Annotated in this window: 11 protein-coding genes and 1 pseudogene; 5 read left to right on the forward strand and 7 right to left on the reverse strand. The window is 68.9% G+C overall.

The annotated features are described in order from the left end of the window. Positions 1-63 precede the first annotated feature (63 nt). Positions 64-327, forward strand: a pseudogene (locus ACIQIB_RS24190) (tyrosine-type recombinase/integrase); the annotation flags it as partial. A 177-nt stretch (positions 328-504) separates the two neighbouring features. Here ACIQIB_RS24190 and ACIQIB_RS24195 read toward each other — a convergent pair. From ACIQIB_RS24195 to ACIQIB_RS24210, 4 genes are all read right to left on the reverse strand, one after another. Next, positions 505-870, reverse strand: a complete 366-nt coding sequence (locus ACIQIB_RS24195) for a hypothetical protein (protein WP_400760524.1) — start codon at positions 868-870, stop codon at positions 505-507. A 4-nt stretch (positions 871-874) separates the two neighbouring features. After that, a complete protein-coding gene (locus tag ACIQIB_RS24200) occupies positions 875-1,231 on the reverse strand; it encodes a hypothetical protein (protein WP_400760526.1) in 357 nt (118 codons plus the stop codon). A 192-nt stretch (positions 1,232-1,423) separates the two neighbouring features. Next, positions 1,424-1,675, reverse strand: a complete 252-nt coding sequence (locus tag ACIQIB_RS24205) for a hypothetical protein (RefSeq protein WP_097238191.1) — start codon at positions 1,673-1,675, stop codon at positions 1,424-1,426. 76 nt (positions 1,676-1,751) lie between these two features. Continuing rightward, complete coding sequence (locus ACIQIB_RS24210) at positions 1,752-2,057, reverse strand: hypothetical protein (RefSeq protein ID WP_400760528.1); 306 nt, start codon at positions 2,055-2,057, stop codon at positions 1,752-1,754. Positions 2,058-2,238: 181 nt separating this feature from the next. Here ACIQIB_RS24210 and ACIQIB_RS24215 point away from each other — a divergent pair, with 181 nt between their 5' ends. Beyond that, a complete protein-coding gene (locus ACIQIB_RS24215) occupies positions 2,239-3,441 on the forward strand; it encodes a helix-turn-helix domain-containing protein (protein ID WP_400760530.1) in 1,203 nt (400 codons plus the stop codon). A 548-nt stretch (positions 3,442-3,989) separates the two neighbouring features. Here ACIQIB_RS24215 and ACIQIB_RS24220 read toward each other — a convergent pair. Next, the gene (locus ACIQIB_RS24220; protein ID WP_400760532.1) at positions 3,990-4,370 is read right to left on the reverse strand and encodes a winged helix-turn-helix domain-containing protein; all 381 of its coding nucleotides are present in this window, start codon (positions 4,368-4,370) and stop codon (positions 3,990-3,992) included. Positions 4,371-4,699: 329 nt separating this feature from the next. Between ACIQIB_RS24220 and ACIQIB_RS24225 the strand changes: the two genes are divergently transcribed. The 3 genes from ACIQIB_RS24225 to ACIQIB_RS24235 are packed head-to-tail and all read left to right on the forward strand — an operon-like array spanning position 4,700 to position 7,862. Further along, positions 4,700-6,370, forward strand: coding sequence for a replication initiator (locus tag ACIQIB_RS24225; protein ID WP_400760534.1), 1,671 nt, complete (start codon positions 4,700-4,702; stop codon positions 6,368-6,370). Continuing rightward, positions 6,367-6,552, forward strand: a complete 186-nt coding sequence (locus tag ACIQIB_RS24230; RefSeq protein ID WP_400760536.1) for a helix-turn-helix domain-containing protein — start codon at positions 6,367-6,369, stop codon at positions 6,550-6,552. The genes ACIQIB_RS24225 and ACIQIB_RS24230 overlap by 4 nt, the downstream gene beginning before the upstream one ends. Continuing rightward, positions 6,552-7,862, forward strand: coding sequence for a tyrosine-type recombinase/integrase (locus tag ACIQIB_RS24235; RefSeq protein WP_400760538.1), 1,311 nt, complete (start codon positions 6,552-6,554; stop codon positions 7,860-7,862). Before ACIQIB_RS24230 ends, ACIQIB_RS24235 begins: the two co-directional genes overlap by 1 nt. Before the next feature lie 227 nt (positions 7,863-8,089). On the opposite strand, the gene ACIQIB_RS24240 is transcribed toward ACIQIB_RS24235, so the two are convergent. Both ACIQIB_RS24240 and ACIQIB_RS24245 read right to left on the reverse strand, forming a co-directional pair. Next, on the reverse strand, positions 8,090-8,443 hold the full coding sequence (locus tag ACIQIB_RS24240) for a DUF6086 family protein (RefSeq protein WP_400760540.1): 354 nt from the start codon (positions 8,441-8,443) through the stop codon (positions 8,090-8,092). Beyond that, positions 8,440-15,480, reverse strand: a complete 7,041-nt coding sequence (locus tag ACIQIB_RS24245; RefSeq protein WP_400760542.1) for a polymorphic toxin-type HINT domain-containing protein — start codon at positions 15,478-15,480, stop codon at positions 8,440-8,442. Before ACIQIB_RS24245 ends, ACIQIB_RS24240 begins: the two co-directional genes overlap by 4 nt. Positions 15,481-15,508 lie beyond the last annotated feature (28 nt).

Here is a 15,508-nt window from a genome sequence, read left to right on the forward strand (position 1 = left end):
GGATCAGGCTGCCCTCAGCTCCACCGTCCTGCTGCGACAGGATCAGCGGCGAAGGCCTCTCACCTCCACTCGAACCACAGCGCCTCACGGCGCACCCACGACCTCCGGCACACGGTGGCGACCCTCCTCCTGGAACAGGGCGTCGAACTCGTCGTCATCAAGGAGCTGTTGGGTCATGCTCACATCGGCGTCACCGCGACTGTGTACGCCCACGTCCGACTCCGGCTCCAGCGCGACGCCATCGACCTCCTCGGCAACGCCCTCCGGACCCCGGCCCACCCCGCCGACGGCGATGAACCACCCGTTTGTGCAGCACCCGTCCGCTGACGTTGCCGTCAACTACTGCCGTCAGCAGCCCAGAAAGGCCCACCAATACCCCTTGGTGGGCCTTTCTGAATGAGCCGAACAGTATCAAGAACCTTCAGGATCCGTCGGAGCCACGAGTGCCGAAGGGGAAGTTAATCACCCCGGAGCGCACCCTCTCGCCGACGATACCTACGGAAACTAATTCTGCCAACCGATCCCACGGCGCACAGCGACTCGCTTGCACACAACAAAACCCTTATGAGTGGCATCTGAAACCTCAAGGTTCATGAACCCGCGTTCGTAGCGGCCTGGCGCTTGCAAGAAGCCATCCATTTCCGATGCATCGGCCGCAACCGCCACGGTGAGCCTTTTATAGTCGGACGCAAGCTTCATTCCGATCACGGAGGTAAAGACGACATCTACATAATGATCGTAATCCTCACCGGGACGCCCGCGCAGGACGAGCGTTCGATGTGACTTGCTGTATGACCACAGCTGGAAAGGGTGCTCCAGGTCCAGCGGTAGCGATTCATTGCCTTCTGGCATCTCTCGAATACCTTCCACCCTACTAAGGCTTCGCGAAGGGATTGCTGCCGTTTGCCCACTGGACGCGTGCTTGCACCTCGGGCGGAGCGGCCTTAATCATTGCTAGCTCCCAGGCAGTCAAATCTGACGCATACGGGTTTTTCAGGTTTGCAGTCTCGGCCCACTGGGCAGGGTTTCTGATCCCTTCAAGGTTGAAATGGATAATTGTTGTGCTATCAGGCTTCAGTGCAGCCCTAACAACAGATTCGAAGTCTTCCCAGTGGTCGTAGTACTGTGCACCCTTGCTGTCAGCAAAATCCTGCAAAGCGTAACGGTTTGAATCGGTCTTCGTCAGCCCCAACGCGATGGCCGTGGGGCAGCCATCCGTATTGTGAACCAATACTGGCGTGGTCCCGGCGAGTACATAGTACGTGTGCTACGCGACCCCTCTCCACCTGCCTTTTCGCAGGTCAACGGTGGTTTGACGGTCCGTTGGTGTCCGTGGATGTGCGCCGAAGTCCGTGGTTGTTGCCGTCGCTACTGCCGTCAGAGGTGTAGACCAGTTGTGCTGTCATCGGCTGCGCGCGTGATCCTACTGCCACGCTCCGGGCTCGGCACGGACGATGGTGTGGGTGGTCTGCCGATAGGACTGGTGGCCGGTCTGCGCGCAGTGTCCGGCGATCCAGCGCGTCAGGTCATCGGGGGTGTGCATCTCGCCGGACGCGGCCGCGCAGTCCTGTTCTTCGCCGGTGACGCAGAGCGCCTCGAAGGTCGGCAGCGCCAAGGGGTCCGGGTCGGTGGTCACGTTGTACTCGCGGAACCGGTAGCGGGTGGTCGTCCCCATCAGTGTGGTCCTTTGCCTCTGTCGCGTCATCGGGTCTCGAAGGTCTACCGCCGTGGTGGTGTCGCGGACTTGGCCATCAGTTGTGCTCGTCAGGCCGGGCACCCTCGGTCGCCTCCTGTGGGGCGCGGATGCGCTGCCCGCGCGAGTCCGCGATTCTGAGCACGTCCGACAGGGCCTCGGTCAGGCGGCAGGCCAGCCAGCGGTATTCGACGGCCGGCCGTACGGGCGCACCAGGTGCCAGGACGCCTCGGGCGTACTCCAACAGTTCCTCACCCATGCTGATCTGCACCGTTTCGATGTCGTCGGCGAGGGTCGAGAGGTACCCCCTACCGTCGGTGCTCAGGTAGCAGGGGTTCCCGTCCGGGGAGGTCCACGGGAGCAACCGAGGCCCCTCCCCTGCAGACTCCGCACTCCGATGAGGCAGGCGTTCCGCTTGGCTGCTGTTCTGGTTCATCGTGCCCGCCCGTGGTCGGCTCCGCTGTGGCTGTTGATCAGGGTCCCCTTTGGCGCGAACCTTGCGGAGTAGCCAGCGTGTCTGCCTCCGTGTCTGCCAAGCTGGCTTGGTGCGGGAGACGGTCGGGGAACTGGTCAGGCGGCTGCGCCTGGCGCGCGGTTGGAGTCAGCGGCGGCTGGCCGAGGCGCTGGCCGATGCTGCTCCTGAGCGCGTTCCTCCGACGCGCAACGACGTGTCCCGCTGGGAGATCGGCACGCGGTCCCCCCGGGCGTGGCTGCCCTTCCTCGCCCTGGTGCTGGAGGTGCCGCGCGAGCTGCTGGAAGCGGCGAAGGCAGTCCAGCCCCCCAAGTCCGTGCCGCGTGCGCTGACCGTCGCCGACTTCCTGCCCGAGAGCGACCCGCTGTCCGCGCTGACGGCGCGAACTGGTCGCCGGATCGGTGCCGGGCAGGTTACCGACCTGGCCCGGCGGGTGCACGGGCTCCGGCTGGCCGACGATGTGGTGTACGGGAAGGACCTGATCGCCCCGGCCCTGCGGGAACTGCGGACGGCGGTCACGCTCTACCGCGAGGGCACCCACACCGAGCAGGTGGGCCGTGAACTGCTACGGACGATTGGCGAGTTGGCGCAGATCGCCGGTTGGGTCGCCTCCGACGCGGGCGAGCATGCCGAGGCCGAGCGGATCTACCAACTCGGGATCAGTGCCGCCCGTGCCGCCGGGGACGGGGTGCTGTCGGGGAACGTGGCGGGTTCGCTGGCCTACCAGTGGAGCAACACCGGACGCCCCCGCGACGCGGTGGACCTGGCTGCCGCCGCAGTGGCAGAGGCCGGCCCCGATGCTCCGGCGAAGGCCCGCGCGCTGTACCTGGACCGGGTGGCCTGGGCGCACACCCGCGCCGGCCAGGACCGCGCAGCGATGACCGCGCTCGGGGAAGCCGGCGAGGCCCTGGCCAAGGACTCGGCCGGTACCGAGTCGCCCTCGTACCTGTACTGGATGGACGCTGGGGAACTCCAGGTCATGGAGGCCCGCGTCTACACCGAGCTGCACCGGCCGCTTCGCGCCGTACCGCTGCTGACGGACGTCCTGGGTCGTTATGACGCCAGTCACGCGAGGGAGTTGGCGCTGTACCTGTCCTGGCTGGCCGTGGCCTACGCCGACGCGAACGAGCCCGAGGCCGCAGCCGGGACCGCCGGCCGGATGCTCTCCCTGGGGCAGAGCGGCAGCGAACGCACCACCGAGCGCGCACGGATCGTCCTGGACCGGTTGCGAGCGTTCCGCGACGTTCCCGAAGTCGCCGAGCTGCTGGCGTCCTGATCGTCCCGATCGCGCGGGGGGCGAGTTCGGACTGCTGCTTGCGGGCGTCTCGGCACTCGGCGGGCTTGCGCACGGTGTGGTCGCTCGGCACAGGAGCGGTCGTGGGTCGGCGGGGAGCCTGCGCTGCGGAGCCGGGGCGGCGTCGGACACCGCCCTCGGCGGGCCCGGCGGTGGAAACGGAGGGTCGGACCCCTGGCCGACCCTGTGCCCGCGATCCGACCGTAGGACGGTCGCAGGCGACAACTTGCTCCGCGACGCGGGCAAGGAGTCCATAGGACACAACTTGCTCCGACCCTGGGCGGTGCTGGGGTAAGCAGCGCTTACCCCACAACTTGCTCCCACCGGGCACCAGTCGCCCCCCGCTCACGACCTGGTGGACCACTGTTCGCCGACACCCGTGAAGACCTCGGGGCCAGTCAGCCCTGGGTCGGTCGGCGACGGCGGGCCACCTCCAGCGGGCGGAGCCCGCCTTGAACCTCGTAGAGAAAATCTGGACGCACAGCTCCAGCCCCGGGTCTCCAGCCCCTGGCCGTCCAGGGGCCGGCGGGTCAGCGGCCTCGCTCGGTGCCGCCCGCTTCCAGGGCTTCGACGCGGGCACGCAGGGCGGTGAGCTGATCAAGCATCTCGGCCAGTGCCAGCTCCAGCGCCTCGACGCGCGCCGCCGTCCCTCCGACGGGCGTGTTCCCCGCCTCCCCGTCACCTGAGTCACCGTCGGCGTCGGGGTGGGCGACAAAGGCTCCCTTGCCGGGCCGGGAGATCGCGTAGCCGTCCTGCTTCAGCAGGGCCATGGCCTTCTGCACGGACAGGCTGGAGGCCCCGTACTCCGCCATCAACACGGCCTGCGTCGGCAGCGCATCCCCCGGCTTCAGCCCACCAGAGCGGATCCGCTCCCGCAGGGCCTCGGCGATGACCTCGAACGTCAGCAGCACCGTGCCGCCCGCCGGTCTACGCCCCCGCCGCCCCACCGTCACCACAGGTCACCCCGCCCTCTCTGCGCCATTACCACCGAAACTCGGCCCGTCCAAACCGGAAAACCAGGCCACAGTACCCGCATCCGAACCACCCACCGAAACAGATGAGGAGGGATGCACTTGAATGCGCCCTTGAAGCGATGCTACCTTCACGCACCGCCGGTGAACACCACCGCTGACCAGGCCAGACGCCCCCCGGCCCACCGCCCGCGCCCGCCGTTCCCTCGCGCGCCGGCCACTCGGTTCACCTCTCCTCTTCTCCCGACTCCTGCCGGAGGTCTGTCCCCATGCCCGCACAGCTCCAACTCCTCTCCCCCGCAACCACCTCCGCTGCGGCTAACGGGGCGTCCGCCGCACCGGCGCTCGCCAGGAGCGCCGACACGTCCGCGAACAGGGACTCGGCGCTGGAACGCCGGGGTCGCCTGACGGCCCGGTTGGCCAAGCTCGCCGCCGCCGGTTACTTCGCGCCCCTGGCCCGGCAAGTCGGCTCGCTGGGCGGCTGCGCCCGCCCGATACGCATGACAGGGCACCGCACCCGCCTCGATGCTGCCACCGGGCAGATCCTCGACCACTTCGACACCCGCCATCTGCCCGCCGGCGAACTCCTGGTGCGCTGCGGCAACCGCCGCACCACCCGCTGCCCGGCCTGCTCGAACGTCTACCGCTACGACACTTACCAGCTCATCGCCGCCGGACTACGCGGCGGCAAGACCGTCCCCACCAGCGTCTCCACCCACCCCCGCGTCTTCGCCACCCTCACCGCCCCCGGCTTCGGCCCCGTCCACAACCAACCCAGCACCACCCCCTGCACCTGCGGCACCCGGCACACCGACGGCGACCCCCTCCTCGGCACCCCGCTGAACCCGCAGCGGTACGACTACACCGGCGCGGTGCTATGGAACGCCCACGCACCCGCTCTGTGGGCCCGCTTCACCACCCACCTGCGGCGCGAGATCGCCCACGCCGCCGGACTGACCCAACGCACCCTGCGCCACCACGCCACGCTCTCCTACGCCAAGGTCGCCGAATACCAGAAGCGCGGCCAGATCCACTTCCACACCGTCATCCGCATCGACGGACCCACCGGCCCCGCAAGCACCCCGCCTGCCTGGGCCACCACCGCGCTCCTCGACCACGCCGTCCGCGCCGCCGCGAAGCGGGCCCGCGTCCAGCGCCAGCACCGCTCCGCGTCCGGAGAGACCGACGGGATGCAGCCGCCGGAGTCCACGGTGTTCCGCTTCGGCCGACAGATCGACGTCCGCGCGATCCGCAGCACCGACTTCACCGGCGACGCCCCCGTCACCGACCGCCACGTCGCCGCCTACATCGCCAAGTACGCCACCAAGGGCGCCGAAACCACCACCGGCACCCTCGACCGCCGACTGCGCTTCCTGGCCGAACTCGCCCAGCACGACCTCACCGACCACGCCCGCCGCATGATCCACACCGCCTGGCACCTCGGAGCTCAGCCCCAGCACACCCACCTCCGCCTGCGCCAGTGGGCCCACATGCTCGGCTTCCGAGGCCACTTCTCCACCCGCACCCGCCACTACTCCACCACCCTCACCCACCTCCGAGCAGAACGAACCACCTGGCGCACCCGCCAAGACGACGCCCAGGAGCGGGCTGGCGAGGGGCGGTCGGTCACTGACCAGCAGAGTGACCGCGCTGACCTGACCGCCGGTCACACCGACCCCGACTCCGGTCACCGCGCCGGTCAGCGCACAAAGAGCGGGCGGCGCGTCGGCACGGACACGACCATGGTGATCTCGCACTGGCAGTACACCGGAAGCGGCCTCCTGCCCGAACTCGCCCACCTCGCCGACCTCCTGGCCGCCGCACCAAAGCCCCGACCCGACCAGGCAGCCCGCCCCCGGCGGACGCGACGTGCCAGTGACCGGGCCGGTCACTCCACCAGCCCACTGACCGCACCCGTCCAGACGGAGGTGACCGGGTGACCGCCGACGCCGAGCTCCTGACCGTCCCCGAGGTCATGGCGCGCCTGAAGATCAGCCGCTCCACCGTCTACGACCTCATCCGCACCCGGCAACTCGCCTCCATCACCATCGGCCGCGCCCGCCGTATCCCCACCCACGCCCTGTACACCCTCGTCCACCACCAACTCGAACAGGCAGCCTGATGACCACCCCCGACACCAACCCCACCCCCAGCACCAGTTCTCGCAGGGCCCGCGCCAACGGCGACGGCACCGTCTACCAGCGCAAGGACGGCCGCTGGGAAGCCGCCGGATACGTGCTGGCCGTCGGCGACACCCGCAAGCGCGTCCGCGTCTACGGCACCACCCGCAAAGAGGCCCTTGCCAAGCTCACCGAGAAGATCGCCACCAGCAACCGCGGAGTCCCAGCCCCGTCCGCACAGGGCAGCGTCGCAGCGTTCCTCACCTACTGGCTGGAGACCGTCGCCGTCCACCGACTCCGCGAGAACACCCACACCCGCTACACCGCCTGCACCCGCCTCTACCTCATCCCCGGCCTCGGCAAGAAGAAGCTCTCCAAGCTCACCGCCAAGGACGTCCGTACCTGGCTCGACCAGCTCCGCACCACCTGCCAGTGCTGCGCACGCGGCCTCGACACCGCCCGCGACCAGCCCCAGTGCTGCGCCACAGGGAAGTGCTGCTCCAAGCGGCTGTCCCCGCTGACCCTGGCCTACGTCCACTCCGTGCTCAAGTCCGCCCTAGAGCACGCCGTCCGCGAAGAGGAGATCCCCCGCAACGTCGCCCGCAACGTCCGCATGGGCACACCCCGACCCCGCCGCTTCGAACCCCTCACCACCCAGGAAGCCCGCGCGTTCCTCGCCGCCAAAGAAGGTCACCGGCTGAGCGCACTGTTCGAACTCGCCCTGCGCACCGGGCTCCGCAAGGGCGAACTCCTCGGCCTGCGCTGGGAAGACCTCGACCTGGCCGGCGGAACCGCCAGCATCCGCCGCACCCTCCAACGCACCAACTCAGGCGGCCTGACCGCCCTGCCGACCAAGACTCAAAGCTCAGAACGGCGGATCGCGCTGCCCACGCCATGCCTGCGCTCCCTCGAACAGCACCGCGACCAGCAGCGCCAGGAACGCGAAGCGGCAGGCACCGGCTGGCAGGACACCGGCTACGTCTTCACCCGGCCCAACGGAGCCCCCATCGAAGGGGCCACACTCACCCGACACTTCACCGCCCTGCTGCACCGGGCCAGGCTCCGTCGAATCCGCTTCCACGACCTCCGACACTCGGCGGCGACCCTCCTCCTGGAGCAGGGCGTCGAACTCGTCGTCATCAAGGAACTTTTGGGCCATGCCCACATCGGGGTGACCGCGACGGTGTACGCCCACGTCCGGCTCCGCCTCCAGCGCGACGCCATCGACCTCCTCGGCAACGCCCTGCGCGACCCCGCCACCCGGCCCGACGACGGCGACGGCCCGCCGCTTTGTGCAGCACCCGTCCGCTGACGTTGCCGTCAACTACTGCCGTCAAGACGGCAAATCCCCCGCCGGAATCCGTTCCGGCGGGGGATTTAACTATTCCAGCTTCAACTTAAGATGGCTCGGCGCGCGAGGGCTGGCAAGTCGCCCGTAAGAATCGCCAGAAAACGGCCCGCCAATTCCTACCTCGCCCCTCATTTCGCGTCATCCATCGGTCTATCGCTCGATCACGTCGAGAGCTATCCGATTTGCTCCTACATCGAGCGTGCGAAGATTTCCACTTCCCCCAGAAGGGAGGCTTCCCGCTCGGACTTCGGGGCAATCACAACCCCTCCGCGCTCCAATATGACGAGGGATGTGAGTAGCACACCGCGCATTAGGCCATGCTGAACTGGGTGTCGCGTCGAGGCATAGCATTCGAGCAAGCCATCGACGAACTGCCGAAATACCTGCACGTTCACAGTGCACGTATCATCATCCGACGGCGTCAACCCAGTCGGGCGCTGGACCAGCTCAGCTGCAGCCTCCGCGAAAGACAGGTACCACTTTCCAATCCGGAGAGAGGGATCCCATACGGTTTCGCCGGAAACCTCGAAATAGTAGCTCATTGAGCGAACTCCAGCCTGATATCCACACCAGGATTCGCCTGCCGCAGATTATCAATGTGTGATTCAAGCGCAGATCGGAAGCGAGGATCAATCGAAGGATTAGTCAGCCGGAAACCGATGGGAGCATTTTCATATCCAGGCATGTACTGGCGAGCCTCGATGTACTTCTTCAGCTTCCCGTCAATCTGCTTCGAAATCCATGCGTCGTCGCCATATAGTGCGCTCTTCTCTTCCCAGAGCACACCCCCGCCGACGTGATCAATATCGGTGATCCTATTTCCGGTCGTTGGGTGATACACATCGTAATCCCGCTCACCCTCAAGCAGTCCACAGCCCGGTCCAGTGTTATGAACGAGCACCGGCGTATTCCCAGCCAGTACATAGTACGTGTGGAGGTCGGCGACGGTGAGGTTGTAGGCGGGCTGGGGGTTGGTGCGGTAGGTGCGGGTGGCAGTGACGGTAAGGGTGCTGCCGTCGGGGGTGAGGAGCTGGTGGCCGACCGCGAGTTCGCCGGCGTTGGTCCAGCGTTCGGTGGTGGTGTCCCAGTAGGGGTGGTGGTAAGTGGAGGTGAGAACAGCCTGGTCCGGCCGGTCTACCGGGTCGGTGGCGCCGACGGGGGCGAGAGTGAGGTCGGTGAAGCTCTCGTCGTCGGGGGTGAGGATGGTGTCGGTGACGGGCTTCGCAGCAGTCTCGCCGGTCTGCGGGTCGGTGGCGGCGACGAGGTCGCCCTCGGTGAGCTCCTCAATGGGCTTGGCACTGCCGTCGGCGAGCAGGACGAGGGTCCCCGGGGGGAAGCTCTTGCACGCCCGCCTGGCCGCGGTCAGGGCGTCGCCGGTCGCCCCCTTGGCATTGCTCCGCGGGTTGACGCCGATCGGACTGTCGGCCTGAGTGGAGACCATCTCCTCCAGGGCGAGGCCCGCGCACTCCAGCACCATCGCCGCGCAGACCGGTACGGCCGCGACGGCCAGGGAGACGAAGGAGACGGAGTAGACGATCCCGCAGGTGACCTTGGTGTCGCAGCCCCGCGAGTTGGGGTTGTTGAGGGGGTAATTGCCGAGGAGCAGCTCCGGCTGGCTGCCGGCCGCCGGGGTGCTGGACCCCGTACTGCCGGACGGCCCGCAGTTGTACCGCATGCCCATGGCGTAGATGCAGCCGCTGTCTTTGCTCTTCGCCTTGGTGGTGGTGCCGCCCTTGCCGTTTCCATTGCTGATCGTGGTGGCGATGTACTGCTGGGTCTTCAGGTTGGACTGGTGGTATTCCCAGCTGGAGGTCTGTTCGGCGCACTGGAGGGTGGCGCAGAAGCTGGCCGGGGCGAACGGCTCCGGGGCGCGCGGGCTGTAGTGACCGCCGCCGCAGCGTCCTTCCTTGCAGTCGTCGATGATCAGACCGCTGGCGTCGCTGTGATTGACGGGGTCGTTGTTGGCGTACGCGTACGCGTTCCACTGCTGCGGGTCGGCGGGGTCGAGCAGCGGGTCGGGGCTGATGAAGCGGCCGGTGGCGGGATCGTAGTGGCGGGCTCCCAGAGTGGTGAGCCCGGTGGTGTCGTCCTTGGTGCCGCCGACGAAGCCCTTGCCGCCGGCCCAGCTGTCCGGTGTCGGCGGGGTGCCGCGGACGTTGCCGAAGGGGTCGGTGGGCCGACGGGTGACGGTCTGGCCGGGGTTGCAGGCGATCTGCACGCCGTTGGTGCCGTGCGGGTCGGCGGCCTGGACGAAGAGCGTGCCGCCGCCGATCGGCGCGGTGACCCTGGTCAGCGAGAGGCCACCGGGGGCTCCGATGTAGCGGACGTTGCTCATCGACCCGGACGCGGTGTCCAGGGTGAGCTGGTCGGTGGTGAGCAGGAGGGTGCTCTTGCCGGGGTTGCGGCGGACGAGCAGGTTGCCCTCGGCGTCGTAGATGTAGCCGTTGGCGCTCGCCTGCTCGGTCTTGGTGAGCGTCGTCAGCTTGCCCTGGTTGTCCCAGGCAAGGCTGGTGGTGCCGCCGGTCTCGGTGATGGCGGTGGTGTTGCCGGCCGCGTCGTACTGGTAGCCGGTGGTCCTCGTGCCGGTGGGCGAGGTTGTGGTGGAGCGGAGCAGGGCGTGGGGCCCGCCGGTGCCGCCGCCGGTGTTGGCGGCGGTCGTCGGGCTGTTGACGGTGCCCGCAGGACCGAAGGTCTGGGTGGTGACGGCGTCCTTGGTGCTGTCACCACCCAGGTCGTGCTGGGTCAGGCTCTTACGATTGCCGGTGGCGTCGTAGGTGTAGCTCTGCCAGTACGGGTTCGGGCCGCCCACCGTCCGGCCGCCGGCAGCCGCTGCCGGGCCGGAGCCGTTGTTGCAGCCGCCGAGCCCGGGCACGCTGGTGCCGCCGCCGGTGCCGTGCTTGACGCCGGTGGAGTCGGTCCAGTCCGCCACCGTGTGCACGCCGCCGGTGTCGGTCCACGCCTGGGTGAGCCGGCCGAGGTGGTCGTAGGTGAAGCACTGGGTGTCGGTGACGGAGGCGGTCTGCAGGTCGGTGACCGAGGTCAGCCGGCCTGAGGGTGTGTAGGTGTAGCCGGTCTGCGAGACCGCCACCGTCCCGGACTGCTTGTCTACGAGGGAGTTGACCACCCGCCCGGTCGCCCAGTCGTACTGCTGGGTGGAGACCACCTGGGTGCCGTAGTCGCCCACCGTGGTGCGGACCGGGCGGCCCAGCGCGTCGTAGGCGACGGCCTTGACCAGGGCCTGTTCGCCACTCATCGCGCCGGTGAGCAGGCCGGTGTCGGTGTAGGAGTAGGTGAGCGTCTCGGCTGGCAGGCCGCCGGCCGCGGGCACGCTCAGGGCCGCGAGCGCGCCGGTCACCGGCTTGTAGGTGGTACTGGTGGTGTAGGTGCCGGCCAGCGCGCCCTCGGCAGCCGGGATTGTCACCGCCGTGCCCAGCGGCCGGTACACGGTGTCGTACCCGGTCACCGCCTTGGTGTACGCCGGACCGGCCGCCCCTGCGGTGTACCGGGTCGACGACGTCAGCTGCCCCTTCGCGAGCGTGTCGTACACGAAGCCGGTCAGCTGGTTCGTGGGAGACACGCTGCCGGAGTACTCGGCGGTCTTACGTCCCAGGAGGTCGAAGGTGTTGACGACGGTGCGTCCGCGCGCGTCCGTCGTCCGCTCGACGCGGGAGTTCACGTCGTAGCCAACGGTGCTGGATCCCGTGTCGGGGTCGTCCGCGGCGATCTGCCGTCCGCGCAGGTCGTAGCGGTAGGTCCAGGTGTTGCCTGCGGAGTCGGTCCGCCCGGCCGACTGCCCCGAGGGCGTGTACCGGTACGTCGTCACGTCCGCGTCTGCGGGGTTGCCGGTCGGCGTCGCCGTTCGGTACTGCCACAGCGAGGTGACCCGCCCCCGTGCGTCCGCGACCTGCGTTGCCGGGGCGGCGCCCTGCGGAAACGTTACATCCGTGCGGTCCGCGCCCGGGTAGGCCGTCACCGTCGCCCACTGCGCGTTCGCGTAGGAGCGGAACTCCTCTCGCACCGTCCGCCCCATGCCGTCGTACGAGATCCAGCTCTGCGCCGGCACCTGCGAGTCGTTGCCCGGCACGAACAGGTTCTTGCCCGGCAGACTCGACGCCTCGTAGTACGGCGACGACGCCTTCACTGGCCATCCGTGCGAGTCGTACGCCGTGTCGGTGATCAGTCGACCCGTCGGCTTGGCGTCCGACGTCTGCTGCGTCTGCCGTAGCCGGCCCAGGCCGTCGTACAGCTCCGTCTTCGACGAGTACGTCAGCCCGTTTCCCTGCAGCCACTCCGTCATCACTGCGGACGGACCGGTCGTGCCGTTCACGAAGTACGAGTACTTGAGGCTTGCCTTGTCGGTGGTCGAGCGGTCCGGCTCCCAGACGGCCGTCAGGCGGCCCAGAGCGTCGTGCTGCTCGGTCGTCCGGCGTCCGTTGACGTCGGTGTGGGTGAGGGCCTGGCCGCGGCCCGGGTCGTACTCAATGCGGGTGGTCCAGTCGGATCCGAGCGGGCCCGTGGTCGCGACCTGGGTGGGTAGCGCGCCGGTGGCCGGGGTGTTGGCGATCAGTGTGACCGCCGGCGTCGTGGTCGGGGCCCCGGTCCGGATGCCGTCCTTGTCGTAGGTGGAGCCGTCAGTAGTGGCGGTCCTGGTCGGCCGGCCGTACGCGTCGTAGGCCACGGTGCCGTGCAGCAGGTAGACGGGCGCGGTGCCGTCGAACCGTTCCAGGACCAGCGAACCGGTGTGGTCACCGGTTTCGCCTGCCTGCCCGAAGGGTTTGTCGTCGAAGAGTGTGCGGCTGGCGGAGATGGTGTTGGCGGGGGTCGCCGGGGTGCCGCAGGGCGCCGCCGTGTACGTCGACTGCGCGATCAGCTGCCGGAGCATCGGACCGGTGGCGGTCGCGTAGGTGTTGGTGGTGCAGGTCTCGGGGGTGGCGGCCGTGCCGTCGCCCTTGTCGGCGACGTGCACCAGCCGGTTGCCGTTGGCCGGATCGCTGGTGGAGACCATCGTGGTGGTCCGCCAACTGCCGTCGGTCAGCTTGGTCTTGGCGATGGCCGTGACCTGGGCAGCGGGGTAACGGGCGTAGCGGAACGGGATGTCGCCGCTGCGTGCCTGGGTCGCGGTGACCTCCTGCCCGGTGAAGAGGCTGCCCTTGACGCTCTGAACGCTGCCGCCGGCCCGGTCATAGATCTCGGTGGCCACGGTGGAGCCAGCCAGCCAGTAACTGTCGGTGACGGTGCCGCCGAGCGGGCTGGCGACCTGGACACTGCGTGTGGAGCCGTCCGCCTTCAGGTCGCCGTCCATGCCGCGCAGGTACGTCACCTTCTGCTGCGTCTTCGGCGCCTCGCCGTCGTATCCGCTGCCGGTGGTCGTCGTCACCGCCTCGAAACCGCGGAAGTCGTCCCACGTCCGGGTCTTGGGGTCCGCGTACTCCGCATCGTTGCGGTGCCACGCCGCCGTGCCGTGGTACGTGTACTCCGTCGCCTTCACCGCCGACGCGCCCGTCACCGCGTCCTGCTCGGTCACACTCGTCACCAGCGGCTTGTTGAACCAGTCGTTCACCGGCGTCGACGAGCCGGGTTTGTACCACTTCGCCGGCATACACGCCATCGTGTTTCCGTCCTCCGATGACGGCATCCGCCCCGCCACTCGCGAGCACGCCGACGAGGAGTAGTTGACGTTGATCCGCCCGCCGGTCTCCGTGTCGATCCGGGAGATCCGCGGCCTCACGAACATCGGCGCCGCCGGCACCAGTCCGTCCACCCGGTTCGCCAGCCCGATCGCCGAGAACCTCACCAGCGGCAGCGACTGCGCCGTACGCCCGTTGCTGCCCGTACGCTTCACCGAGTCCAGCCACAGCGTCTTCGGCGTTCCGTCACCCGGGTCGAAGAACGACTGCCCCAGGTCCCACGTGTCAACCGTCGTCCGCGCCGAACCCACCAGCACGGACGTCGAGATGGCGGTCAGCCGCTTCGTCGAAAAGAACGAGGGTCCCCGGTTGGCGCACGCGCCGGATACAGCGCACAGCTGGTCGATCGGGACGTCGGGCCAGAAGGCGGCATTCGCAGCGGTCCGCTGCGAGTCGGCGCAGGTCACCGCGCCCGAGGGCAGACAGCGCTCGGCCGTGGTGAAGTCCACCCGAGCGGCCGGCTGGGCTGCGCCCTTGGCGGCGACCTGTTCGGGGAGGCGCTGACCGTAGGAGATCTGCTTCAGGTACGCGGAACGCTGATAGGGCGTCAGTTCGCCGGTGCCGCCGTGCTGCCCGGCGCCACGGCTGTAGTGGTTGGTCTCGGCCGCGTACGCGTAGGTGGTCAGGTTCTGGTGCGGGTCGACGACGTAGTCCAGCTGCCAGCGCCAGCCCATGGTGCACCACGAGCCCTTGCCCTTGGCCGCGTCGTAGCACGGTTCACCGCTGTTCGGCGAGTACACCGGCACGCCCAGCGCAGACTCCGCCGCCGGGTCTGTACCGTCGCCACCGGGCAGACGATTGCGCCCGAAGTAGTACTGCACCCCGTCCGACGTCGTCACCCGCCAGTACTCACCACCGTTCAGCCCGTTCGGCGCACCCGACAGCTGTTCCACCTTCGAGCCGTCGTCGCCCTGGAGGTGCCACACGCCGGTCGCGTCGTCGCGGATCAGCGCACCCGAGTGACCGCCGAGCGCCAGGTTCGCATTCTGCCCGGCCCAGCACACATCACCCGAACCCGTGATTCCTGCTTTGTCGCACGGCTGGTAGGAGCGCTCGATGAACCCCGACTCGTACCCCCAGCCGTCCCCGATCCACGAGGACTGCGAGTTCGTCGCCGAGGTCCGCCCGTCCACCGCAGCCGAGTTGTACGACAGGGAGACGGAGGGCACTTGGCCGCCGAGGGCCGGCGGCACCTGGATGGGGTAGGAGTAGAGGAAGTTGCCGGCGTTGGACCCGGCGGTCCAGGCCATCGACGGTGCGAGCGAGGTCGCCGCGTAGCTGCCGCCCGAGCCGGCGGGCGCGGGCTCGGCCGTCAGCACCATCGGCTGGGCAGCTGAGGGGCTGGCCTGGGTCGCCGCAGCGGCGGGGGCCGACACGGGTGCGCTCGCGGCACCGATCGGCGCCGCGACCGGCGCGGGCAGGGTCACCGTGGCTGTCAGCGTCGCACCGCGGGCGTCGGCCACCGCCTCGACCGGTGTGCGGGTGCGGCACTCCGCCCGGTCCGGGTCGGTGAGGACGCAAGCCGGAAGCGTCACCAGCCGGGCGCGGTCTGCCCAGGCGGCACCCTGGAGGCCGGCCAGGTCCACCGTCACCTGTACCTCGCGGCCGCCGTCCGGGCCCTGGGTGTCGACCGGCGCTTCGGCATCGGTGAGGGTCAGCAGCGGGCCTGCGACACCGGCCGCGCGGCCCCGGTCTGTGCTGGTCACCTCGACGGTAACCACGTGGGCAGGCCGGCCGCGCCCGTCCTCGGGCGCCAGCAGTACCGGCAGGGCATCCACCCGTGCGGCGGTCGCGCCGCCCGACGCCGGAGACGCACCACCGCTGCCCGCCCGCGCCGCCTTGGCCTCGGCGCCGTCCACGCCCAGTGTGACCGTGGCGGAACCGGAGACCACCGGACGAGCCACGGCCGGCGCCGGGCCG

It is taken from the genome of Kitasatospora sp. NPDC092286, from assembly GCF_044755565.1.
Classification (GTDB): domain Bacteria; phylum Actinomycetota; class Actinomycetes; order Streptomycetales; family Streptomycetaceae; genus Kitasatospora.